Genomic DNA, 24,670 nt, shown 5'->3' on the forward strand with positions numbered 1-24,670 from the left:
ATGAATAATCAAATAGACGCCAGCATTCCTGTGTTGACTGAAGTCATCAAGCCGGAAGAACTCCTCACGCCACCTGCCAAAGCAGTTGCAGCAACTGACAATGCAGGCGTCGATGGTACGGGTACAGCACAGCCTGCCTCTGAAACGGCTAGCAATCATTATCCAGGCAAGACCGAAGAAGACTGGCAGGCACTGGAACAAAGCCTGCGTGAAAATGTCTTGCGCCAGGTGCTGACCCGCATTGATTTTGTCCTCGAACACAGGATCAGGGACAACCTGGCCGATGTTTTGCAGATTGCCGTAGCCAATTTATCAACAGAAATACGCTCTGGCCTGCATAAAACCCTGGAAGAAGTCATCACCCGTGCAGTGACGCAGGAAATCACCAAGGCAAAGTCACCTAAATAATCAAAATAATTAATAATATTTTTATTTTTAAACACAAAGACTTCATCCGTGTTTAAAAATAAAAATCTGAAGTAGCTTTCTGATTACCTGAGAAAGCAAAGTATTTCTACAATCTCCTGCATCGCATACAAAATGCAACACAGATGAAACACAGGAGATTCCCCATGAAAGTCATCGTTCTCGGTTCCGGCATAGTTGGCACATCGTCTGCCTGGTTTTTAAAAAAGCAGGGTCACGAAGTCATCGTTATTGACCGTCAGCCTGGCGCTGCACAAGAAACCAGCTTTGCCAATGGCGGCCAGATTTCTGTGTCCCATGCTGAACCATGGGCCAATCCCTCAGCGCCGATGAAGGTCTTGAAATGGCTGGGCAAAGAAGATGCGCCTTTGTTGTTCCGCCCTCGTGCAGAATGGCTGCAATGGCTGTGGGGCCTGAATTTTCTGCGTGAATGCACGCCTGGCCGCACGGCAGAAAATATCCGCCAGATCGTTGCGATATCTGAATACAGCCGCCTGACTTTGCGCAGCCTGCGTGAAGAAACCGGCATACAGTATGACAACCTGAGCAAGGGCATATTGCACTTCTACACCGATCAAAAAGAGTTCGACATTTCCCTGCCCGCAGCAAAACTCATGCGTGACCTCGGTTGCCCGCGCGATTCTATCGATGCCGATGAAGTGGTACGCCGGGAACCTGCGCTGGCAGGCATACGCGATAAAATCGTTGGTGGCGATTACACCGAAACCGATGAGTCAGGCGACGTTTATCAATTCACGACAGGTCTGGCTGACAAGGCCGCGGCAGCAGGCGTGCAGTTCCAGTTCAATACGACGGTTACACGCTTGTTATCTGAGGGCACTGGTGCCAGCGCCAAAATTACTGGCGTGGAGATCATCGATGCAGCCGGGCGTCACAAGACCTTGCATGCGGATGCTTTTGTGGTTGCCATGGGCAGCCACTCACAAACCCTGTTAAAACCTTTGGGTATCTCCCTGATGATTTATCCGGGCAAAGGCTACTCGGCCACTTATCAAATTACCAATCCTGATCAAGCACCTGTTATTTCGCTGACAGATGACGGCTATAAACTGGTGGTGTCACGCCTGGGCAACCGCCTGCGTGTTGCAGGAACCTGTGAAATCAATGGCTATGGCAGAGACCTCAATACTGCCCGTTGCGAAGCTATTACCAGGCGCACGCGGGAACTGTTCCCGACCGCCTGCGATTACGATAAGCCGGTTTACTGGACAGGTTTGCGGCCACTGACGCCTTCGAATGTTCCTTATATAGGCAAATCCCGCATCAGTAATCTTTACCTCAATACTGGCCACGGTACGCTGGGCTGGACCATGGGCGCTGGTTCTGGCCGTGCTATTGCAGACATCGTCTCGGGCATACAGCCAGATGTCGATTTTGCGTTCACTGGCATGGAACACAAGGCGGGAAAAACCATCCTGCTGCCTGCCTGAGACAAGCAATCTCTGAGGCAAGCAAGCTTTATCTTAACAACTACTCTGAGACAGGCAGGATGCGCTCAGGCACAGCCCTCCCCTGCCTTGTCCTGCAAGCTAAACGCCAGCTGAAGCGGGCGTAGCAAAACAAGTTTCCCCTCACGCAAGTTGCCAGATGGAATCTCTATCTGCAACAACTTGCGTTCTTTTTGTCATCCAAATACAAGACCCCGGCGTTTACTGAGAAACAGGCTGAATCATTTAGCTTTATGTTGTTTTATCTGGCTTTACTTGCCTTTAATACGCACAGGTAACTCTTCAGCTTTTTCGTCAAAGGCAATACGTGTCGTAAATTTGGCACGCTTCATGGGGAAACGGGAATGGAAATGTCGGACATTGCCAGAGCCGGAAATGGCGCGCCGCACAAATTGGTAATAAGCGTCCATGTCTATCACATGCACCACCAGGAAATAGTCATACTCCCCAGACACAAAATAACATTGCATGACCTCGGCTTCCTTGTTCATGCGGGTCTCAAATTCACGCATGAATTCATCCGACTGATTGATCAGCGATACCTCCAGAAAAGCCAGCATGCCATAGCCAAGGGCGAAGCTATCGACCATCGCTACTTCAGCGCTGATGACGCCCGCTTCACGCAGTTCCCGTATGCGGCGCAGGCAGGTGGGTTGGGAGATATGCAGCTTGTCTGCCAGTACCCTGGTCGGGGTTTGGTTGTCTTTTTGCAGGAGGTTCAGGAGCTTGCGATCAAGCTTGTCAAGGGTGCGATATTGGGGCATATAAAAAACGTCAGTTTGGAGAAAAAACCACACAAAATAGCTTTGCGAAATATTTTTTCTGTTGTACCTTCTTGCTGTTCAGTTATCTGAATAAGTCAGAGATGCAGTACTGTTATCCTACTTTTTAATCCTTAGGAGTATGTTCATGTCGTTCAAAACTAAAATGATTCCACTGGCTGGCGCAATTGCTTTCGCTTTCGCTGGTGCTGCGGCAGCTCAAGATCTGGTTGTAAAAATTGGTCACGTTGGCCCTATCTCCGGCGCGATCGCCCACTTGGGTAAAGACAATGAAAACGGCGCCAAAATGGCGATCGAAGAACTGAACGCCAAAGGCGTGATGATCGGCGGCAAAAAAGCCAAATTCGAATTGCTGACTGAAGATGACGCTGGCGATCCAAAACAAGGCACAACCGTAGCACAAAAACTGGTTGACGCGAAAGTAAACGGCGTTATCGGTCACTTGAACTCCGGTACAACTATCCCTGCCTCCAAAATCTACAACGATGCTGGCATCGTTCAAATCTCCCCATCAGCAACTAACGTTGACTACACCAAACAAGGTTTCAAAGGTGCATTCCGCGTGGTAGCGAATGACGGCCAACTGGGTGGCACACTGGGTCGTTTTGCTGTGCAAATCAACCACGCTAAAAAAGTCGCTGTGATTGATGACAAAACTGCATACGGCGAAGGCGTGGCAAAAGAATTTATCAAAGGCGCCAAAGGCAAGGGTGCTGACATTGTTGTGCAAGAGCATACAACAGATAAATCTACAGATTTCAGCGCCATCCTGACCACAATCAAAGCTAAAAACCCAGACGTCATCTTCTTCGGTGGTATGGATGCTGTTGCTGGTCCTATGCTGCGTCAGATGAAGGCACTGGGCATCACAGCCAAATTCATGGGCGGCGATGGTATCTGTACAGCTGACTTGGTTAAACTGGCTGACAACGGCATCGGCGAAGGCCAGGTAGTTTGCGCCGAAGCTGGCGGTGTTCTGGATGCACAGAAGAAAGTCAATGACGACTGGAAAGCTGCATTCAAGAAAAAATTTGGTGTAGAAGTCCAGATTTATGCACCATATGTCTATGACTCCGTCATGGTCATGGTAGAAGCAATGAAAAAAGCTGGCTCTGCTGACCCAGCCAAATACCTGCCAGAGTTGAAGAAAATCCATTACAAAGGTGTAACAGGCGACATCGCATTTGATGACAAAGGCGATATCAAAGACGGTACACTGACTTTGTACACATACAAGGGCGGCAAACGTGATCTGCTGCGCGTAGTCAAGTAAGTTAGCGGCTTATTTAGCGGCTTAAATAATATTTGCGCCAAACAAGGGCTTGCAGCGACAAACTGCAAGCCCTTGCGAAACTGAAACAGTTCAGCAAGCAGATATGATGAACAATAAAAAACCTGGCTTATGCCAGGTTTTTTTATTGTTCATCAGTTTGATACAGATCAATTTATCCATATCAAACCAGAATTCATTTCAAACTCAACACCCATTTAACCAGGGTTTTTGCTTCTGCATCACTTACCTGGGCATTTGGTGGCATGGCAACCGGGCCCCATGTACCTGAACCACCCTTTAATACCTTTTGTATCAGTTTGGCTTCAGCAGTCTTGTCGCCGGCGTATTTCTTGGCCACATCCTTAAAAGCAGGACCCACAACCTTGTTATCGACTGCGTGACAGGCCATGCAGTTTTTTGCTTTTGCCAGATCAGCATTCGCCCAAGCCGAGCCAGAAACCATCATTGCCAATACCGAACCTACCAATAAAGAATATTTCATTGCTTTCTCCAGGTTAAAAACTCACTTATTCTACCGCCTTTTGACAATTTTAACGTTTATCCACATACCGGGGTTGACCTGCAGTAAAATTAAGGAAACTCTGTGATCTGTAACAAAGAGTTTGAAGGTTTTTCCCAGAAAAAGGATGTATCCCATGTTCATCATCATCGTTTTATTCATCATGCTCGTATTGAAGCTGGCAGATGTATGGATTTTTGCCACCATGTCATGGTGGTGGATTATTGGTGGTGCTGGTGCAGCATTTGCCTGGTTTGAAGTTCTTGAACGTATGCTGGGTCTGGACAAACGCAAAGATCATGCACATTTTGAAAAAATCCAGAAAGAACGTGTCAAACGCGCTTTTGACAAAAACACCCGCCGCTAATGACAGCACCTGGATCTTTCCCGGATTATTTTTGCGTATCTGCAGCATTCTGACACAACATAAAATACCGGCTGAGCTGCCAGATGTCTTTACCTGAATTACGCAATCTAGAGCTGCGCCAGTTACGCTACTTCCTGGCTGTGGCGGAAGAAATGCACTTTGGCAGGGCAGCAGCACGCCTGCACATGACCCAGCCACCTCTGTCGCAAGCCATACAGGCACTCGAAGCCATACTCGGGGCAGAACTGTTTATTCGCAATACGCGCAATATCTCGCTGTCGTCTGCCGGGATGGCGCTACTGCCTGAAGTCAGGCGCTTGCTGGCACAGGCGCAATCCCTGCCTGAACTGGCACAGAGAGCCGCCAGCGGCACTTATGGTCACTTATCCCTTGCGTTTGTATCTATTGCTGATTACAGCGTACTGCCGCCTGCTCTGCGGGAATTTCGCCGCCATCATGCCGATGTCCACATAGAATTGCGAGAAGCAACCACAGACGTACAATTGCAGGCACTGGAAAATGGCGAAATTGACGCAGGTTTTTTGATACCGCCACTTCCAGATAAGTTGCAAAACCTGTTCAATTATCAAAAAGTGCTGTCTGAACCACTGATGCTGGCAGTACCAGAAAACCACGCGAAAGGACGCCAGCAACTGCGCCTCAGCGATTGCACTGACTTGCCATTGATACTATTCCCTCGCAAAATTGCCCCGGCTTTGCATGATGCGATCCTCGGTTGCTTCCATGCTGCAGGCCTGACGCCTGCCATCGGCCAGGAAGCGATACAGATGCAAACCATCGTCGGTTTGGTCTCGGCTGGCATGGGAATCGCACTTGTGCCACAATCCGTCTCAAATTTGCAGCGCCCTGGCGTTTTGTATTTCGATTTGCCGGAAGCCAGCGCCACCGTTGAAATTGGCCTGGCCTGGCGCAAGGACAATCATTCTGCCGTGCTGGCCGCATTTGCGCACCTGTTTAACTTACCAAATCATCCATGCTGACTCATCCAAATCCTGATCCTGTCGCTTTCCATCTGGGCCCTGTTTCTGTCCACTGGTACGGCATCATGTACCTGATCGCCTTTGCCCAATTTATTGCCCTGGGCCGCGTCCGGCTCAAACAACCACATATCGCTGCACAGGGATGGACACGCGAGCATATAGACGACATGCTGTTTTTTGGTGTGCTGGGTGTGATACTCGGCGGCCGCCTCGGTGAAGTGTTTTTCTATGGTTTTTCATATTACATGGAACACCCGCTGGAAATATTTGCGGTCTGGAAGGGGGGTATGTCTTTCCATGGCGGCTTCATCGGTGTGCTGATTGCCATGTCGCTCTGGGCGCGCAAAGCCAAGTTTCATCTTGCAGACGTATACGACTTCATCGCGCCGCTGGTGCCGCTGGGTTACGCTGCCGGTCGTTTAGGTAATTTCATCAACCATGAATTGCCAGGCCGTATCGCATCGGCAGATTTGCCGTGGGCGATGATCTGGCCAGGTATTGACCACCCGGTCCACCCTTCCCCTATTTATCAGGCATTGGTAGATGGTTTGCTGGCATTCGTCATACTGTGGATATATGCATCCAAAGCCAGGCCGCGCCTGGCCGTAGGTGCCTTATACGTCACGCTGTATGGCTGCGCCCGCTTCTTCACCGAATATTTCCGCACCCCGGATTATGAAGTCAATATTCTCGGCGCGACAATTTCAGCCGGGCAGATGTTGTCATTCCCCATGATTATCGGCGGGCTGCTGCTATTAGGTTTCGCCTACAGGAACAATAAAAAATCAGGTTCGTGAGAGGCTGATTTTTGTATGACTGTTAATCTGCCTGAGCGGCATTTCATTGAGATTGCGTTGCGATGAAATGCCGTTCAGTCAGCGCATAGACAAGCAAACAAAAAATATTGCTTGACGTGCACAGGCAAAATCTTTTACAGTAATTGCATGAACTCTTTTTTGACATCGACATCTGCAAGAAAAATTGCTGACAGCGCCAAGCTGCAAGCAGCGTTGTCGTCTGTGTCTGCCTCTCTGGTTCTACTACCATCTCTAGCAAGCTCGCTACTATAAGTAAGCAGCTTGTCCAGTTTTAATCGGCATACCTGCCAGATTAAAACATCAGTATCAAAAATTACCTTTATATCCCAGTAGTACCCAGCACAGGCTTCCTGACATCAGGAAAAACAGCATGACACCATCAGGCACATCAGCAAAGAATTCAGCAGGCGCTATCAGCGTCATGTCTGGCTTTGCCCGTCCACAGTCTGCGCTGCAACTTAGTCACGATCTGCTAGCGCTACGACTACTGATCGGTTGACCGGCCTCGCGTATCTTTGTGGCAGCCGGTTAGCTTAGCGTCGCCACATCCCCACGAATTCAAAAAATTGAAAATATCAGCGCCTTGCTGAGGCACTGTGCCAGCCCAAGGAAAAAACATCATGATGAGTAATCCAGCTAAAAAATATCAAGCCTTCCCGACTATCGCTTTGGAGGACAGGCAATGGCCCAGCCGCAGCATCAGCAAAGCACCAATCTGGATGAGTACTGATTTGCGTGATGGTAATCAGGCGCTGATAGAACCCATGGATGCTAAGAAAAAACTCAGGTTCTTTGAAATGCTGGTGAAGATAGGCCTCAAAGAAATTGAAGTCGCCTTTCCTTCTGCATCAGAAACTGATTTTGCCTTTGTACGCAAACTCATAGAAGAACAACGCATACCAGATGACGTGACGATAGAAGTATTGACGCAATCCCGCGAAGACTTGATACGCCGCACCATCGATTCCGTACGCGGAGCCAAGCGTGCCATCGTGCATTTGTATAACCCGATAGCACCCGCTTTCCGCCGCATTGTATTTGGCAAATCGCGTGAAGAAGTCAAACAGATTGCCACTGATGGCACCCGCCTCATCAAGCAACTCACTGATGCCATGCCCGAGACAGAATGGGTATTTGAATATTCTCCAGAAACCTTCAGCATGGCCGAGCTGGATTTTTCCAAAGAAGTGTGTGACGCCGTTGCCGCGATTTGGCAACCCACCGTTGAGCGCAAGATGATCATCAACTTGCCAACCACCGTCGAATGCGCAACGCCGAATGTATATGCCGACCAGATAGAATGGATGGACAGGAACCTGGCGCAACGCGACGCCATTATCCTCAGCGTACATCCTCACAATGACAGAGGCACAGCAGTCGCCGCAGCAGAGCTTGCTATCATGGCCGGTGCCGACAGAGTTGAAGGCTGCTTGTTCGGAAATGGTGAGCGCACCGGCAATGTCGATCTCGTCACACTGGCTTTGAATTTATATACCCAGGGTGTTGACCCTGGCCTGGATTTCTCTGACATTGATAGCGTCAGGCAGTGCGTGGAAGAATGCAATCAATTGCCTGTACATCCACGTCACCCTTATGTCGGCGATCTGGTGTTCACTGCATTTTCTGGCTCACACCAGGATGCGATCAAAAAAGGCTTCGCCCAGCAACAAAAAGACGCGATATGGGAAGTGCCTTACTTGCCGATAGACCCGGCTGACCTTGGCCGCAATTATGACGCCGTGATACGTGTCAACAGTCAGTCTGGCAAAGGTGGCATGGCCTTTTTGCTGGAACAGGAATATGGCATCAGCATGCCAAGACGCATGCAAATTGAATTCAGCCGTGTTGTGCAAACGGCTGCCGACGACAGCGGCAAGGAAATGACGGCACAACAGATACATCAGATTTTCAGCGACAGTTATCTTTCGCCAGCAACACCCATCAGTTATCAAGCTCACCATGCAAACCCGGTCCTGCATCACAGGACATCACCATCCGATCCGGCACAAGTATCCTTGCATGTCGATCTGCTGCACCATGGACAGCCACAAGCTATCCAGGGTACAGGTCATGGTATTGTTGAAGCACAGGTCAATGCCTGTCAGGCACTTGGCTACCAAGTCAGAATCATCGACAAACAAGAACAACAAGTGACGCAGCAAGGCCGCTCACAATATATCAGCATCATAGAAGCACGCATCAATGATGGCAGCAGCCAGCATGGTGCAGGCATAGCTGACGACGCGGCAACGGCCAGCATGCGCGCCATCATTAGTGTCATTAACCGCCATGTAAATTCAGATACGGCAAGGCAGATGATTGCGGCCTGATCGCTGCCTGATCGCTAACGAGCAGCCTTGAAGAGCGTAGCCAGTTTGCTGACGCTACGATCTATCTCTGCACAAGTCAGTGAAGCAAAACCCAGTAACAGGCCACCAGGACTTTCTACCGGCCTGTTTGTTTTTCCCGGTACGTCGGCATAATGACTCAGGCCACGCAATTCCAGCCCGATTTTTTGTCCGGCTTCTATGATCTGCTCTTCATCATAAGCCTGTTTGAAGTACACAGCCAGATCAAGCCCGCCATCTTGCGCACCACAGACCAGTTCATCTGCTAATTCTTTTCCCAGACAAGTCACCAGACAAGCCTGACGTTCTGCATAGACTTTTCTGGTGCGCTTGATATGTCTGCCGAAATGGCCTTCTGCAATAAAGTCGGCCAGCGTCATTTGCGGCATGATGCTGGTATGTTTATCGATGACAGCCTTGGCCTGTATCATCGGTTCCAGCAATTTTTCCGGCAAGACCAGATAGCCGAGCCGCAGGCCAGGGAACAGCACCTTGGAGAGAGTTCCTACATAAATAACACTTTGATGAGTATCCAGACTTTGCAGGGATGCCAGCGGGGAACTGCCAAAACGGTATTCACTGTCATAGTCGTCTTCCACTATCCACACTGCATTTGCCTGCGCCCATTCCAGCAAGGTCATGCGCCTTTGCAGGCTCATGGTCATGCCCAGTGGCATCTGATGAGAAGGTGTGACGACAGCGACTTTCGCATCGGGATAATGCATCGCTGCGTATGCGACATCCAAGCCCTCATCATCAACGGGGACAGCACAGATGTCCGCCTGCACTGCATGCAAGGCAGCTGTCGTGCCACGGTAGCATGGATATTCCACCACGGCCTTTTCACCCGGATCAAGCAACATGGTACTCAGCAAATATAGCGCCTGCTGTGAACCGGAAGTGATCAGGATTTGTTCTGGAGCGCAGTTCACACCACGCGCTGCCTTCAGATACACCGCCAGCAATTCACGCAAGGCCAGATGACCGGCAGGATCACCATAACCCAGTTGCCCTTTGGGATGGCGGCAATGACGCGTTTCCAGCCGCGCCCATATATCAAATGGGAATAAATCCAGATCAGGCATGCTGACCCTGAACGCTTTTACACTGCCCTGATGAAAGCGCGTGCTGCCGCGTGGGTCTATATGCTGAAGTCCGCGTTTTGAAATCCTGTCCAGTAGCCGTGCCGCAGGTATATCGCCGGCCCTTGCCTTGGTGCGTTCTGCAATTGCAGGCAAATCTTCATTCACAAAAGTGCCTTGCCCTACCGAACCACGCAGATAACCTTCTGCCAGTAATTGATCATAGGCATTCAAGACCGTCTGCCGGGAAATATTCAGCACCTGACAAAACTCGCGGCTGGGTGGCAATTGCATACCTGGCAGCATCTGGCCTGTCAATATACTTTTTCGAATTTCGGCGTACAACTGCCTGTACAAGGGCTGGCTGTCTTGTCTGTCCAGGGCAATCCCGGCAATCATTTGAGAAATGTGCATGCGTTCACCAAAATTGGCATTCTTATTTTTTACAAAATTGGTACTTTTCAATAGCCAATACCAAGCATAAGATTAGCGTAATTTCAAGGCAAGGGAGTAAAAAAATGCATCAATACCAGGCAAAAATCTTATGGGAACGTGGTGAACAGGTTTTTAGCGACAATCGTTACAGCCGTGCACATGCATGGGAATTTGACGGCGGCCTGGTAGTGCCGGCATCGTCATCCCCTTTGTCTGTTCCAGTACCGATGTCGGAAGAAAAAAATGTCGATCCGGAAGAGGCGCTGGTTGCTGCGCTGGCATCTTGCCATATGCTGTTTTATTTATTCTTCGTTGCCAAACGTGGCTACGTGGTGGATCAATACAGTGACCTGGCGATAGGCATCATGGATAAAAATGCCAAAGGCAAGCAAGCGATTACCCGCATCCATCTACGTCCTCAGGAAAGCTATAGTGGTGATAAGCAACCCAATTTGCAGGAACGTGAAGAACTCCATCATATGGCACATGAACACTGTTATATCGCCAACTCCATTAACGCCGAAGTCATCATAGAAATCGAGTAAGCCATGTACATGCCCAGTCATTTTGCTGAAGAACGCATCGATGTTTTGCACACGCTGATACAGGCGCATCCACTGGCCGCGCTAGTCAGCTTGCTGGATGGTGAACTGGAGGCGAATCACATTCCCTTCATCGTTTCACCACCAAGCGCAGATACACCTTATGGCGTCTTGCGGGGCCATGTCGCCCGCAATAATCCAGTCTTGCAAAGCGCCAGTTCAGGCACGGATGCACTAGCGATTTTCCAGGGCCCACAAGCCTATATCAGCCCGCGCTGGTATGAAGAAAAGCAGCGCAGCGGTGCTGTCGTGCCGACCTACAACTACGCAGTCGTGCATGTGCACGGCCCCATGCGCATCGTCGAAGACCGGCAAGAATTTTTGTACCTGCTCAGCGAGCTTAGCGATAACTTTGAGCGCAAGTTCGACCAGCCATGGAAAGTCAGCGATGCGCCTGCAGAATATATAGACCGCATGATGGACATGATAGTTGGCATAGAAATCCCGGTACGCCGCATCAGCGGCAAATGGAAAACCAGCCAGAACAAAAGCACGCAAGACAGGGTGAATATGGTGGATGGATTACGCGAACAACATGACCCTGCCTCGCATGCACTGGCAAGTACCATGGAACAGCAATTGTTCGAAACCGAATAAAACGAAACGACAAGGAAAAGAGATGAGTAAAGTAGTAGTACGTGCCGTCACCAAAGAAGATTTCGCTAACTGGTCTGTGCTATGGGAAGGCTATAACCAGTTCTATGAACGCACTGGCCCAAATGCCTTGCCAGAAACCGTAACGCTCAGGACCTGGGAGAGGTTTTTTGACTGCTATGAACCGATATACGCTCTGGTCGCTGAGCAGGATGGGCAACTGGTCGGGCTCGCGCATTATCTGTATCACAGGACCACCAGCCGTATCGAAGCCAGTTGCTATCTGAATGACTTGTTCACCAGTTCTGATAAACGTGGTCAGGGTGTGGGCCGTGCCTTGATAGAAGCGGTGTATGAGCAGGCAAAACTGGCTGGTTCTACAGTTGTCTATTGGGGAACCCATGAAACCAATGAAACAGCGCAAAAACTATATCGTCAGGTGGCAGACCGGTCAGGATTTATTCTGTACAAAAAAATCCTGACGCCTTGAGTAAATCAACAAATAAATAAAAGATATTCATTCATTTACAAGAACGGCGCGGGTAGGCAATATGTCTCTTCCCATTTAGAGAACCCCTATTCGCCCTGCTCTTTTCATGAAACTGATTTTCCTGCTCGTATGTGTACTTGGCCTGGCGTACGGATCAAGATTATTGCAAATCGCCCTTTGGCCAAAAGTACAGGTGCGTGTGGTCAGCAGTAGAGAAGAAGTCACTGGCAAGGATGAGGGCTTCACCACAGGCTGGCTGCATGCCGAGCTGGAATACTGGTATCAGTCACGACAATATCTGGTGCAATGGCGTGGTGACCTCATGCGTCACCGCCCCTTGCCGGATAGCTTATGGATGGTCGTGCCGCCTGCCAGACCTGGGCATCCCCGCTTTCCTGTTCCGGTAATCCGGCCAGTCATCGTGCTGGCCATCAGCCTGATTGGCCTGGCGAGCCAGTTGCCAGGCATCTTCCCTGGTATTTTTTAATCATCATATTTGCCGTTCTGCAGCATAAGTTTCTCTAAATTCTCTGAACTTTAGGGAAATTGAAGCATCTACCATTCTTTCCTCACAACAAGCTTCATAGCCAGGACATACCATGTCACGTACCCTTATTTCTCTTGCTCTTGCCAGCCTGTTTACCAATATGCTGGCAACGCCTGCTTATGCACAAAATGCAAGCACAAGTACTAATAGCACGATCGCTGCCCACAAACTACAATCGGGCATTGATTTGCAATGGATGGATAAAAACGTCAGGCCACAGGATGATTTTTACCAGCACATGTCGGGCAAATGGCTGGCGACTGCAGAAATACCGGCTGACCGTGGCCGCTTTGGTTCATTTGACCAGTTGCGTGAACTGTCAGAGCAAAGGTCTTACGACATCATCCAGGGTCTGGCTGCCAGCAAGCAATTGACGGCTGATTCCAACCAGAAAAAAATTGCTGACCTGTTTAACAGCTTCATGGATGAAGCCCGCGCCAACGCGCTTGATCTCAAACCGCTGCAAAGCCAGTTTGCCCGTATTGATGCCATTACCGATAAATCAAAACTGCCAGCCTTGATGGCAGAACTCAGCAAGCTTGGTGTCAACACGCCTGTTGTGGCGGGCATTAACCAGGATGCGCGTGACTCCAGCCGCTATGCGGTATATCTGAGCCAAAATGGCCTGACCATGCCTGATCCTGATTATTATCTGAAACAGGATGATGCGAAGTGGCAGGGTTTCCGCGACGCTTATCTCAAACATCTGGAAAAAATGCTGGGTATGAGCGGCCAAACCAAGCCGGAACAAGGCGCAGCCGCCGTCATGGCGCTGGAAACCGACATCGCCAAAATACAATGGACCAAGGTAGAAAACCGGAAACCGGTTAAAACCTATAACAAGATGGACCTGAAACAGCTTGAGCAATTAATGCCCGGCTTTGACTGGGGAACTTATTTCAATCAGACAGGCATGGCAGGCAAAATGGATGATGTCATTGTGCGTCAGCCTGATTTTTTCAGTAACCTGGCCAAGGTCATCGCTGACACCCCGCTAGATACATGGAAAACTTATCTTAAATGGCAAACCCTGACTGCCTATGCCCCCTTCCTTAGCCAGCGCTTTGTCGATCAGGATTTTGAATTCACCAGTAAAACTTTGCGCGGTGTCCCCGCCAATCAGGCGCGCTGGAAACGTGGCGTAGGCCGGGTGGAAGAGGCGCTGCCAGAAGCATTGGGGCAATTGTATGTGGAAAAATATTTCCCGCCAGAGAACAAGGCGCGCATGCAAACCATGGTCAGTAATTTGTTGCTGGCCTATAAGCAAAGCATAGAAACCCTGAGCTGGATGAGCCCGGAAACCAAGAAAGAAGCGCTGGCCAAACTGGCCAAATTCAATTCCAAGATAGGCTACCCTGATCAATGGCGCGACTACAGCAAACTGGCCATTGCCAAGGACGATCTGGTCGGCAATATCATACGTGGCCGTGAATATGAATATCAGCGCCAACTGGCAAAACTGGGCAAACCAGTCAGCCGTACTGACTGGGGCATGAGCCCGCAAACCGTGAATGCTTATTACAATGCACGCCAGAATGAAATCGTCTTCCCGGCAGCGATATTGCAGCCACCATTCTTTAATGCGGCAGCCGACGATGCCGTCAATTATGGCGGTATAGGTGCAGTCATAGGACATGAAATCAGCCACGGTTTTGATGACTCTGGCAGCGAATTCGACGGCGATGGCAATTTGCGTGTATGGTGGACCAAGGAAGACAAGGCCAACTTTGGCAAACTGACAGCCGCCATGATTGCACAGTACAGTGCCTATAGCCCTTTACCTGGCTACAAGGTCAACGGTGCGCTGACCCTGGGTGAAAATATTGCTGATAATTCCGGCTTGTCCATCGCTTACAAAGCCTACCAGATCTCACTCGGTGGCAAGCCAGCACCAGTGATTGATGGCTACACTGGCAATCAGCGTGTCTTTATGGGTTGGGCACAAGTCTGGCGTGGTAAATCACGCGATGGCGAAACCATACTGCGGGTGAGTACCGATTCACATTCCCCCTCAGAGTTCCGCGGCAATGGCCCCTTGACGAATTTGCCAGAATTTTACTCTGCCTTTGGCGTCAAGGAAGGCGACAAGATGTATGTCGCGCCTGAAAAGCGCATCACCATCTGGTAATTAATATTCAGACAAAGGTGGACAGAAATGCCCCCTTCTTTATGGAAATAGCCATAAAATAAGATGGACATTTGCCTGAAGGTAATTGTCGGTACAGGCTTTTACAAAAAACGGGCGGAAGCTTATCAGTGTCGCAATGACGATATAGCCCGGCTGTGGCAAAATAGCCGGGATTGAATTTCCATCGATGAAAGCAAATTTATGAGTTTTGTACGCCGTGTCCAGCAAGATAAGTATGATGTCTATGATAAAGAAGACGTGCATGCGCGCTTAAATTTCTTCAAGAATCTGCAAACCATCACGAATGCCATCCATTCGACCAGCAATATCGAGCAAATCATGCTTGATCTGTCGCACGATATCTGCGATCTGTTTGATTGTGAACGCCTGACGCTATATTCGGTCAACTACAAGAAAAATGCCATCGAATCCAAGGTCAAAACTGGTTTGACCTCATTCAAGGATTTTGCCCTGCCTATCTCTGAAAAAAGTGTGGCTGGCTTTGTCGCCATGAGCAAGCAGACAGTCAATATTCTGAATGTGTATGACGAAACTGAACTCAGGAAGCATTCACCGAAACTGGAATTTTTGCGCCGTGTTGATCAACGCACTGGCTTTCGCACCAAGCACATGCTGGTCGGCCCGCTGATCCATGAACAAAGCAACGAATTGCTGGGTGTGCTGCAACTCATCAATAACCGCAATGATTGCCAGTTCCCGCCACTGCTGGAAGAAGGTTTCAAATACCTGCGCAATACCCTGGCTGTGGCTTTCGCCCAGCGTCTGATGTCACCACAGGTGATTCATACCAAGTTTGATTCACTGATCAAGTCATCGATATTGTCGATACCTGAACTGGGCCTGGCAGCGCGTGCGGCGCGCCGCAAGGGTGTGGACGTGGAAGAAATCCTCATCGATGAATTTGAAGTCAGCCTGACCGATATAGGCAATTCTCTGGCGACATTCTTTGAATGTGAATACCAGCCTTACAAGGCCGACCGTGCCCGCCCGGAGGCCCTGAAAAACTTCAAGCGCGCCTATGTAGAAGATCACCACTGGGTCATCCTCGAAGAGAATGCTGACAGCCTGACCGTCATGACGACTGACCCTGAACGTGTCATGGCTTCACGTATCGTGCATAGCCTCTTTCCTATCGCCAAAATACAATACGTGGTGACGACACAAAGAGAATTCAGGCAAACGGTGGATCAGTTCTTTGGTGATACTGAAGCCGTTGTTGCTGCTACCGAACAAACAGCGCAAGATGCAATTGATACTGTCTCTGCCTCAGAAAAAGCGTTGATCGCACAAGTCAGGGAAACCATACAGGATGCCTTTGCCAAGAGTCATCCCGAATTCCAGATTGATGTGCGCTCACGCGAAGACAAGACTGTCAGCCGTATGCACAAGGATGGTTCTGTACAACGTATCGCAGGCCAGGTCATTGTTGATTTCCATGTCGATTTTCTGGATACCGGCATGAATACAGCAGCATAAAATACTGCGCATAGTAAAACGCCACGGTCAGAAATGAGCGTGGCGTTTTTTGTTTAAGGAGCAGCTTCAGACAGTTTTTGCAAGTCAGGCCTCTGCCTTGCTATCTGTTGCCACACTTGCCTGGCCTCAGCAAAAGCGCGCTTGCTTTGCAACATGGCTGCATACATGACCCAGTCTTCAACGCCTGCATTGTCTTCTGGCTTCAATTCATTGAGGCTATTGGCTTCTGCCTTGCTGGCCATTTTGAATTCAGCCCTGGCGGTGTATGTCTTGCCATCTTTGGTCGAGACATAGGCGACTTGCCAGCGGTAAGTTGTCCCCTCTTCCAGCTTTATCTTTTCCGGCAATTGCCAGTTATTCTCTCTGGTTTTTTCTGTGATAACGGGTTTTTCATCGATGTCCTGAATGCTGATTTCAAAGTCAGCAGCTTCTGCAGAAATCCAGCTAAAGCCGGGGCGCTGTCCCAGCAACAGGGAATTGTTTTCAGGTGTAACGGCAACGATGCGCGGTGGCACCTGGCGCATGCGTACGGCACCGGCAATGACATTGCTGGTTTCTGCCGCGCGTACCAATTTTTCTGCCATGGGCCGGACTACTGCTTTTTGCCCTTGCAGGCTGGTGACGCCGTCTTTTTCTATTGTCACCGTCGCAGGACCTGTCAGCTGATACACGGAGCGTGTTGCATATAAAGACAGCGAAGCCTTGGCACCAGGGTCCAGCGTAATTTGCATTTTTGGTTGCAGGTAAGCCAGCAACTGCAGTTTGGATGTCGCTCCATTGACTTCCATCTTGCCATTGCCCTGCACGTCCAGCACCATGCCCAGTGCAGCTTCAGCACGTGCCAGGCCGCAAGTCAGCACTGCGACGAGACTGACCATGATGGCCAGATAGGCTCTCAATCCATTCATACTTTTTTTCATCATCACACCCATCAATTAAATTGCGGTATTTAAATTTCAGTAACAGCAGATACTGGCTGCCAGCCCCATACGGCAATGGCAGAACGTCCTTTGAGGTTTTTATCACCGAGCGGGGTCAGCATGTCAGCTTCTGCCAGGCTGGCAAGCACGGCTTCCGAACAAACGACAGGATAGCCCACGTCCTTGCACAAGCCCTCTATCCTTGCTGCGGTGTTGACGGTGTCACCTATGGCCGTGTATTCGTGCCGCTCTGCTGAACCGACCTGTCCAATGACTGCATCGCCCGCATGCAGGCCTATGCCTATCTGCAATGCAGGCTTGCCTTCTGCCGCAAATTCCAGGTTCAAGGTATCCAATGCAGCCAGCATCGCCTGCGCGGCATTGAAGGCATTTTGTGCTGGGTTGTCGAGTCGCTTGGGTGCGCCAAAAAATGCCATCATGCCATCACCAATAAACTTGTCTATGGTACCGCCATGTTCATGCACAGGCTTGCTCATGACGGCAAAATAGCGATTCAAGAGACTGACCACATCCTCTGCCTGTGCATGTTCACACAAAGTGGTGAAACTACGGATATCAGAAAACAAGACACAAACATGCAAACGCCTGCTTTGTGAAGTCTGGTCTATACGCCCCTCAACTATCTCCTGCATGACAGCCGGGCTGACGCGACCAGAAAAAGCCTTGCTCAGCCTTTGCTTGTCGATGTAATGCTGCCAGGCTTGCCATGCACTGCTGCTGCTCAAGGCCAGCAAGCCAGTCAGAAAAACTGTGGTTGGCGGCACCCATACATCATATTGCATGGCGATGCTGCTAGCTGCGAACAGACCCACAGTCGCCACTGCAAACACCAGCACTTTAATGCGTATGCTGCGACCCAGCCAGAACAGTACAAACAAGGCAGACAAAGCAAACAGACTGAGCGTGCCAGCCTGCTGCAATAAACGCTGATTCAGTATGCTGCGCAATAACTGTGCATGAGCCAGTACACCAGGATTAGGATCATTCACTGGCAACCAGGCTGCCAGTGACACTGGCAAATCTACCAGATCAGTCGCATCCATGGTTGCACCGAGCAAGACGACTTTACCTGCAAAACGTTTTTGTAATTCTGCTGTTTTACCCTGTCCCGCAAGCTTCAAGACTTCTTGTAGCGGGACATATCTGAAGCGCTCACCCAAACGGTAATTGATCAGACCATTCCAGTCTTGCCGTACCCCTGCTGCGGCCGCTATCTCAGTCGCCAGGCCACGCTCACTGCGGTCGGGCTGGCAGTCACGTCCTGGAAAGCGGCGTATGCGCTGGTCGCTATCGCGGCAAAATTCAGCTGAGGCAACAGGCTGAAACTGTTCGCCCTGCATGCCAAGTACTGCGGCGTAATCCACCTGGATATCGCGGTAATGCGCATGCTTCAAATCCCATATTTTGGCAGTGACCAGCGGTGTGGTCTGTATGCTGTCGAGCAGGCCACTAAGCAATATCTTATGAAAATCAACTGCGTCTTTACGGATAGAGATGAGACTGTCAAAACGCTTTTCAGGCAAACTCAAATCCATGCCTACTGCCTTGGCACCGGCCTGGTTCATGGCTTTCAGAAAATTGGCCAGATGCTCATGATTCAGGCTCAACGGCTCATCGACTTCATCGAGAAAGGCTTCATCTATTCCCACTACAACAGGGTCAATGGCTATTTTTTGAGGGGAGTATTCACGCGACAATTTGAATTGCAGATCGAGAATTTTATTGTCTATCGCAATGACCGCAGGCAAACGCAGCAAGAATGCGGCCACAACAAGCAACACCAGCAAACCCAGCACTTGTAACAAGCGCGGGGTGAAAAAATCCTGCAGGTGTCTGAGCTTGGTCATGGCAACTTAATATCTCAATAAGCCAGTGGCTGTGGGCAATAAGCCGCCTCTTCCAACCAGACTCAGGGAACTACCACTACCCAGCCTGCACAAGTCTGCCGCCAAGTCGGCAAACTCATATGCTTGCGCATTCAAATTCACCAGGCTGGCAGAGAAATCGACTTGCGGGCTACTCAGTCTGACAGCCCCGTTCACGCCATCAGGTGCTGCAGCCTGTATCAAATTCTTGCCACTACCATCAAATTTTAATGGCGCACCGCCAAGCAGCAATTGGTTGCCACTGGCGATGGTGGCGTTCACCTGTATGTTCACATTACCACCGCTGGCAGCCTTGGCAGCAGTATTTGCCTGGACGAAGCCACTGCGCAGTATCAAAGCTGGTGCACTGATGCTGATGTCACCACCATTACCGGTCTGCATACCTATCACGGAAGTAGTGATTTGTGAGCGCTCAAGTATCAAAGCGCCTTTACCCTGTACCGTAATTGCACCGCCATTGCCATCAAAAGCACTGGTGTTGATATTACTGTTTTTGGCAAGCAGGCGGTGAGCGTAGTTGAGGCGAATATCACTGGCCGCCACATTGCCACTGGCAAAAGCAGTGATCTGCGCTTGCTGTAATGTGATATTTGAGGCATCAATTGCCAGCAGGGTCTTGGCTGGCAATTTGTCGGCGCTGACCTGGGCAGCATTGCTAATTGACACTATGCCCTGATCCATGTTCAGGCTGTCTGTCGCCTTGATATTCACATTGCCGGTATAACCGCTGGATGCAGCGCCGGCTTCAGAACTGATGATGGCATTGCTATCTACACGAATTTTACTGGCATTGACATTGACTTCACCCGCCTTGCCTTTGGCATAGGCACTTGATGAAATCAATGCTGCGTTGCTCATTTGCAGTTGACCCGCAGTGACATTCACGGTACCGGCATTGCCGACTGACCTGCTGGTAGATTCATCACCCGCATTGGCGCTGCTGAAGATGCCGGTACTCAAGACCTTGGGATTACCCGCATCGTCCTTCACGGAATTACTGAGCTTGCCATCGAGGCTGATGTTGGCAGCATTGACCTTCACCGTACCAGCCGAACCAGTGGTATAACTGGTCGTCGCGGACGATATCTGACCACCATCCTTCAATGACAGATTGCCTGCCACACTGACAGCTACATTTCCTGCATTGCCTTGTGCCTGCGTGCCAGCATCACTATAGATGCCGGTCGCCAGACTTTTGCCATCAATATCAAGGCTGGCAGCATCAATGCTGACGCTGCCGCCATTGCCAACAAAATGGGTGGCAGAAGAAATCCTGGCACCGTTTTGTATCTGCAAAGACTGGCTGGTCTTGACTGCGATATTGCCCGCATTACCGATGCCTATGGTTTCTGCCAGAATGCCGCTGCCGTCGCCATCCAGAGCCACAGAGTTGGCAGTCACATTGATAGAACCACTATTGCCGCGTGTATAAGTTGTGGTGGATATACGCCCGCCACTAGCCAGTGATAATTTACCGAACAGGCTCACATCAATATCACCGCCATTACCACCACGGAAACTGGCTGCTGTGCGGAAATCACCAGCGTCACTATAAATACCCGCTTCCAGCCCCTGACCATCTATGCTCAGGCTATTACCAGCAAACCTGATCTTGCCAGCCTGCCCTGCATCAAATGCCGAGGTTGAAATACCACCTTCAGAAAATATCGTGGTGGATCCGCTGACATTGACGCTGACATTACCGGCATTGCCAGCAGCGCCTGAAATACTGTTGATGCCGGTAGAGACACCATTGCCATTGATCAGCAATTCTGCCGCATTGACCTTGACATCGGCACCCTGCCCAGCAGAATAAGTAGCAGAAGAGATTTGTGCGCTGTTCAATATGCTGAGCTTGCCTTTGGCAGTGGCCTCAACATTACCAGCATTGCCTGTGCCTTTATTGGTGGTGCTGAGCAATCCTGTGTAAGGGCCGTTGGCTTCTGCGCCATCCAGCATGATGTCGCCGGCACTCACACGCACATTGCCAGCATTGCCTGAGGTATAGGTCGATGAGGAAATGACGGCTCCATTCAGGATATTCAGTTTGCCAGCCACATTGATGTCAAGATTGCCTGCATTGCCATAAGCCTCATTAGCCTGGCTGAAAATACCTGTTACCTGGCCCTTGCCATCCATGCTGACACTACCTGCATCCAGCTTGATGGAACCGGCATTGCCAGAACTAAAAGTAGAAGTCGAAATGCGGCCCGCATTGACGATGCTGAGCTGCTGGTTTGCCGCAATAAAGATGTCACCCGATTTTGCGCCGCCATCATTGGCATTGCTGAAAATACCCGTAGGCTTGCGAGCATCCTGGCCGTCAATCAGAATATCCCCAGCCTGTACTCGCACCTGGGCACCATCGACATTGCCACTCACAGACGCATTGATACTGCCGCCATTGAGAATACTCAACTTGCCACCCGCTACTGGCAAATCACCGGCAAAACCAACTTCAAGCTTGTTCTTGCCCGCAGCAGCCACGCGCACTGCCGCGCCGGGTGCAAGCAAGCTGGCGTCATTGACTGTGATATCGCCAGCGGCCAGGGTCAGCGCTTGTTGCGGACGGACATTGACTGCCGCGCCATTCCTGAATTCGAGAGTGGCAGAATTATTACCCAAAAATCCAAAAGCCTCAGGCGCGGCAGCAGACAGGGTGCTGGCTTTTGCCGTATCGACATAAAAATTTCCATCTGCAAATTTCACATAATCTGCTGTACTGATATGCAAACCTGCGGGTACATCGATGGCAGCACCTGCACCAATAATCACACCAGCAGGATTGATGAAATAAAAATGCGGCTGGTTACCCGCAGATGCACTGAGTTTCAACAAACCATTGATATTCGAGGCTGCACCGCCAGTGACACGGGCTATTACATTTTGCAAAGCCGTCGTCGTAGTGAAAGTGGCAGACTCGCCATTTTCTATACTGAAATTTTTAAAGCTGTGAAATAAATTGCCGCCCTTGGTCGACCCCAGGCTTTGTGGCACGACAAAATTGCCACTGAGGTTTTGTACGGCACCAACTGTGCCGTCAGTCGTAGCACCGGCGTAAGCAAATGCAGACACACTCCCAAAAGCCAAGGACAGGCTTACTCTGAGAAGGCTTACTCTGAGCAAGCCCATCGTATGTAATCGCTTAGTCTTCATAACCAGCTCCCGACCATGATGAATGGTGCCCAATAAAATGGATGACTGAACTGATTATTCTTCATCAATTCCAATTGTGCCTTTTGCAAAGCCTGCGCCTTGCTAGTGGCAGGTTCTGCCAAGCGGCGGTAAAACTGCCCCATCAGCAAAGTTGCCGCATCATCTGATACTGGCCACAATGAACCCAAGGCACTCCTGGCCCTGGCTTTGAGAGCCGCACCACTCAGGCCCAGTGGTGCCCTGTCATCACCCTCAGCTGTTTCACAGGCCGACAATGTCAATAATTCCAGCTCCTGATTTTTCATACTGCCTGCACGTAAAAACCCTTGTAGATTATCCATGGTAATCAAGTCATCATGCGCCATGACAAAGGTGCTGTCGGCAGTGCCACCAAACACACCGTGCGAAGCAATGTGAACAATCTGGTAATCACCTGTTTTGACTTTTTGACTGAATGCAGCGACGGTAAATTTCGCATTCAACAAAGTCTGGCTGCTGGTCAGTTTTTCCAGTGTACGGATTTCTTCATCAACGCCAGCCAGCGCCAGCATTTGCTGCAATTGCTGATGCTGCGCTGGTTTGCTCATGACCGGATTGTCGCTTGTCCTGGGGATGTTACGCAGGCTGCGCGTCAGCACGGCTCTGGCAACTTGCCTGCCATTTGCAGTCGTTTGTGGATTAGCTGCCAGCAGTTGCTCTACCATTGCACCGGGTAATTTATCAACCACAGCCCCAGGTTCGCTCATGCCTGCCAGCAGCGTTTTGTATGCTGTATCAATATGGGGGCGCGCACTGGTATTGGTCAGACTCAAAGCTGGTACTACTGCGATCGCATATTTTTCTATGGCAAATTGCTGGCCATCATGCAGGGCTGCAAAAGGTAATAAACGCAATACACCATCAGGAACAATGACGAGCGTGCGTATACCTTGTTGTGCGAGTTCAACATCCACTGGTGCCAGCAAGGCCTGGTACAAACGCTTTGCCTGAGACTTGAATGAGAGATTGTCTTTCAGGATATTGCCAAAATCCAGTACATCTGCACGCATTTTTGCGGCAGACATAGTTATGCTATGGCTGTACATACCCTTGCTTGTTTCCAGCAAAAGCTCCAGCCTGTCGGGCAAGATGATGGGATAAAGTATCGCTGTATCATCAGCAATCACATTATTCTTATTATTCTTACGATTGGCCCTGGCGGTATCAACAGCGCAGCGGTCACCCAGATAATCTTGCAATTCGGTTTGCTTGAGCAATTCCAGCACATCGCGGGCGCGACGCAATTGCGCGTTCTTGAGTCTTGCATCCAACGGAGCGGATGTCTGCAATAATAAATCCGCCAGCCCCAGATACACAGGCTCCAGGGTTTCACGGAACGAAGAACGACCATCCTGATATTCGACCGGTATGTCAGTACGTATCGCCTCTATGTGCTCGAGAGCTCTTTGATAGGCGGCGATTGCCTCAGTATTTTTTGCTTGCGCCCGCAAGATACGGCCATGACGCCATTCGACATTGATGAGCAAGTCATGCGCTTCCTGGCCCTGTGAAGCCAATAATGCCTGGTCAGTCAAGGCCAGGGCATCATCGTAACGATGTGCATCTTCATAGAGCTGGGCGAGCTGGTCCAGCGTCTCAAGTTGTAATCTGGCCTGGCCCAGTTTTGTCGCGACTTTGCGTGCGTGATCGAATGCCTGGAAAGCCAGGCTTTGCCCTTCCGCCCCCAAAGCCCTGGCTTGCACGCCAAGATTCAGGCTATAGCGAGCAGCTTGTGGCTGTTCTCCTGCTTGTATCAGTCGCTGCCACAATGCCTGCAGGTTTTTCAACTTGGCTGCCGGAGTCAGATTTTTTAACTCCAGTTTTTGCCTTTTCAGTCCGACGCTGATTGCGATTGCGGCATCCGATGGAGCCAATTGCAGCGCCGTATCGTAGTAGTAACGCGCCTGCTCTGCATGCCCCTGTTGCTGCTGCCAGTTGCCAACATCAATCGCATAGCCAGCCTTGTCCAGTTTATTGCTGGCGTGATCAAAGGCAAATACCAGGTAGGGTTCTGCCTTGGCTGCCTGGTGCGTCTGTATATAAGTCTGCGCCAGAGCAGATGCTGCCTTGACTTTATCTGCAGTCTGATCAGCCCTGGCATAAGCAGTTTGCAAGACAGACAATGCCTGGGTATAACTGCCGCTGGCACATTCACGCACGCCCTGATCCTGCGCGGCATCGTTTGCAGATGCGAGCAAGTGAACCGACATTACCAGTACACTGGCAATCAACATACATCTGGCTGGTGAGGCAAATTTCTTACGCATAT

21 protein-coding genes are annotated in these 24,670 nt (G+C 50.2%); 14 read left to right on the top strand and 7 right to left on the bottom strand.

The annotated features are described in order from the left end of the window. On the top strand, nucleotides 1-408 hold the full coding sequence (locus tag ACO0LL_RS23260) for a hypothetical protein (protein WP_422953196.1): 408 nt from the start codon (nucleotides 1-3) through the stop codon (nucleotides 406-408). Nucleotides 409-572: 164 nt separating this feature from the next. After that, the gene (locus tag ACO0LL_RS23265) at nucleotides 573-1,877 is read left to right on the top strand and encodes a D-amino acid dehydrogenase (protein WP_422953197.1); all 1,305 of its coding nucleotides are present in this window, start codon (nucleotides 573-575) and stop codon (nucleotides 1,875-1,877) included. Nucleotides 1,878-2,146: 269 nt separating this feature from the next. On the opposite strand, the gene ACO0LL_RS23270 is transcribed toward ACO0LL_RS23265, so the two are convergent. After that, entirely contained in the window at nucleotides 2,147-2,659 is a 513-nt protein-coding gene (locus ACO0LL_RS23270; protein ID WP_162040309.1) for an Lrp/AsnC family transcriptional regulator, read from the bottom strand. Between the two features lie 145 nt (nucleotides 2,660-2,804). On the opposite strand from ACO0LL_RS23270, the gene ACO0LL_RS23275 reads away from it, so the two are divergent. After that, nucleotides 2,805-3,950 carry a branched-chain amino acid ABC transporter substrate-binding protein gene (locus tag ACO0LL_RS23275; protein WP_422953198.1) on the top strand — a complete coding sequence of 382 codons (1,146 nt, stop codon included), beginning with the start codon at nucleotides 2,805-2,807 and terminating at the stop codon, nucleotides 3,948-3,950. A gap of 193 nt (nucleotides 3,951-4,143) precedes the next feature. Here the strand turns inward: ACO0LL_RS23275 and ACO0LL_RS23280 are convergent, their stop codons facing one another. Next, a complete protein-coding gene (locus ACO0LL_RS23280) occupies nucleotides 4,144-4,452 on the bottom strand; it encodes a c-type cytochrome (protein WP_422953199.1) in 309 nt (102 codons plus the stop codon). Between the two features lie 154 nt (nucleotides 4,453-4,606). On the opposite strand from ACO0LL_RS23280, the gene ACO0LL_RS23285 reads away from it, so the two are divergent. The 5 genes from ACO0LL_RS23285 (at nucleotide 4,607) to leuA (ending at nucleotide 8,986) form a co-directional block, all read left to right on the top strand. Next, nucleotides 4,607-4,837, top strand: coding sequence for a TIGR04438 family Trp-rich protein (locus ACO0LL_RS23285; RefSeq protein WP_162040306.1), 231 nt, complete (start codon nucleotides 4,607-4,609; stop codon nucleotides 4,835-4,837). An 83-nt stretch (nucleotides 4,838-4,920) separates the two neighbouring features. Beyond that, a complete protein-coding gene (locus tag ACO0LL_RS23290) occupies nucleotides 4,921-5,838 on the top strand; it encodes a LysR family transcriptional regulator (RefSeq protein ID WP_422953200.1) in 918 nt (305 codons plus the stop codon). Next, the gene (gene lgt, locus ACO0LL_RS23295) at nucleotides 5,832-6,635 is read left to right on the top strand and encodes a prolipoprotein diacylglyceryl transferase (RefSeq protein ID WP_162058038.1); all 804 of its coding nucleotides are present in this window, start codon (nucleotides 5,832-5,834) and stop codon (nucleotides 6,633-6,635) included. Before ACO0LL_RS23290 ends, lgt begins: the two co-directional genes overlap by 7 nt. A gap of 391 nt (nucleotides 6,636-7,026) precedes the next feature. Then, the gene (locus ACO0LL_RS23300) at nucleotides 7,027-7,155 is read left to right on the top strand and encodes a hypothetical protein (protein WP_422953201.1); all 129 of its coding nucleotides are present in this window, start codon (nucleotides 7,027-7,029) and stop codon (nucleotides 7,153-7,155) included. Between the two features lie 118 nt (nucleotides 7,156-7,273). Further along, on the top strand, nucleotides 7,274-8,986 hold the full coding sequence (gene leuA, locus ACO0LL_RS23305; protein WP_422953227.1) for a 2-isopropylmalate synthase: 1,713 nt from the start codon (nucleotides 7,274-7,276) through the stop codon (nucleotides 8,984-8,986). Nucleotides 8,987-9,000: 14 nt separating this feature from the next. On the opposite strand, the gene ACO0LL_RS23310 is transcribed toward leuA, so the two are convergent. Next, nucleotides 9,001-10,500: a PLP-dependent aminotransferase family protein gene (locus ACO0LL_RS23310; RefSeq protein WP_422953202.1), complete on the bottom strand. Its 1,500-nt coding sequence runs from the start codon at nucleotides 10,498-10,500 to the stop codon at nucleotides 9,001-9,003. 104 nt (nucleotides 10,501-10,604) lie between these two features. Here ACO0LL_RS23310 and ACO0LL_RS23315 point away from each other — a divergent pair, with 104 nt between their 5' ends. From ACO0LL_RS23315 to ACO0LL_RS23340, 6 genes are all read left to right on the top strand, one after another. After that, nucleotides 10,605-11,066 (top strand): OsmC family protein, encoded by a 462-nt coding sequence (locus tag ACO0LL_RS23315; RefSeq protein ID WP_422953203.1) that lies wholly within the window; start codon nucleotides 10,605-10,607, stop codon nucleotides 11,064-11,066. Between the two features lie 3 nt (nucleotides 11,067-11,069). Next, nucleotides 11,070-11,720, top strand: a complete 651-nt coding sequence (locus tag ACO0LL_RS23320) for an FMN-binding negative transcriptional regulator (RefSeq protein ID WP_422953204.1) — start codon at nucleotides 11,070-11,072, stop codon at nucleotides 11,718-11,720. Nucleotides 11,721-11,742: 22 nt separating this feature from the next. Then, entirely contained in the window at nucleotides 11,743-12,207 is a 465-nt protein-coding gene (locus ACO0LL_RS23325) for a GNAT family N-acetyltransferase (RefSeq protein WP_422953205.1), read from the top strand. 106 nt (nucleotides 12,208-12,313) lie between these two features. After that, complete coding sequence (locus tag ACO0LL_RS23330) at nucleotides 12,314-12,694, top strand: hypothetical protein (protein ID WP_422953206.1); 381 nt, start codon at nucleotides 12,314-12,316, stop codon at nucleotides 12,692-12,694. Nucleotides 12,695-12,806: 112 nt separating this feature from the next. Further along, the gene (locus tag ACO0LL_RS23335) at nucleotides 12,807-14,882 is read left to right on the top strand and encodes a M13 family metallopeptidase (RefSeq protein WP_422953207.1); all 2,076 of its coding nucleotides are present in this window, start codon (nucleotides 12,807-12,809) and stop codon (nucleotides 14,880-14,882) included. A gap of 201 nt (nucleotides 14,883-15,083) precedes the next feature. Continuing rightward, on the top strand, nucleotides 15,084-16,379 hold the full coding sequence (locus tag ACO0LL_RS23340) for a hypothetical protein (RefSeq protein WP_422953208.1): 1,296 nt from the start codon (nucleotides 15,084-15,086) through the stop codon (nucleotides 16,377-16,379). A gap of 53 nt (nucleotides 16,380-16,432) precedes the next feature. Here the strand turns inward: ACO0LL_RS23340 and ACO0LL_RS23345 are convergent, their stop codons facing one another. From ACO0LL_RS23345 to ACO0LL_RS23360, 4 genes are read right to left on the bottom strand one after another with little or no spacing between them, the layout of a single operon-like run. Further along, on the bottom strand, nucleotides 16,433-17,299 hold the full coding sequence (locus tag ACO0LL_RS23345) for a hypothetical protein (RefSeq protein WP_422953209.1): 867 nt from the start codon (nucleotides 17,297-17,299) through the stop codon (nucleotides 16,433-16,435). 29 nt (nucleotides 17,300-17,328) lie between these two features. Then, a complete protein-coding gene (locus ACO0LL_RS23350; RefSeq protein ID WP_422953210.1) occupies nucleotides 17,329-19,167 on the bottom strand; it encodes a CHASE2 domain-containing protein in 1,839 nt (612 codons plus the stop codon). Nucleotides 19,168-19,173: 6 nt separating this feature from the next. After that, complete coding sequence (locus tag ACO0LL_RS23355) at nucleotides 19,174-22,362, bottom strand: beta strand repeat-containing protein (protein ID WP_422953211.1); 3,189 nt, start codon at nucleotides 22,360-22,362, stop codon at nucleotides 19,174-19,176. Continuing rightward, the gene (locus tag ACO0LL_RS23360) at nucleotides 22,359-24,668 is read right to left on the bottom strand and encodes a CHAT domain-containing protein (RefSeq protein ID WP_422953212.1); all 2,310 of its coding nucleotides are present in this window, start codon (nucleotides 24,666-24,668) and stop codon (nucleotides 22,359-22,361) included. Before ACO0LL_RS23360 ends, ACO0LL_RS23355 begins: the two co-directional genes overlap by 4 nt. Nucleotides 24,669-24,670 lie beyond the last annotated feature (2 nt).

The sequence above is a fragment of the Undibacterium sp. TC4M20W genome (assembly GCF_049340245.1).
In the GTDB taxonomy this organism is placed as follows: domain Bacteria; phylum Pseudomonadota; class Gammaproteobacteria; order Burkholderiales; family Burkholderiaceae_D; genus Undibacterium.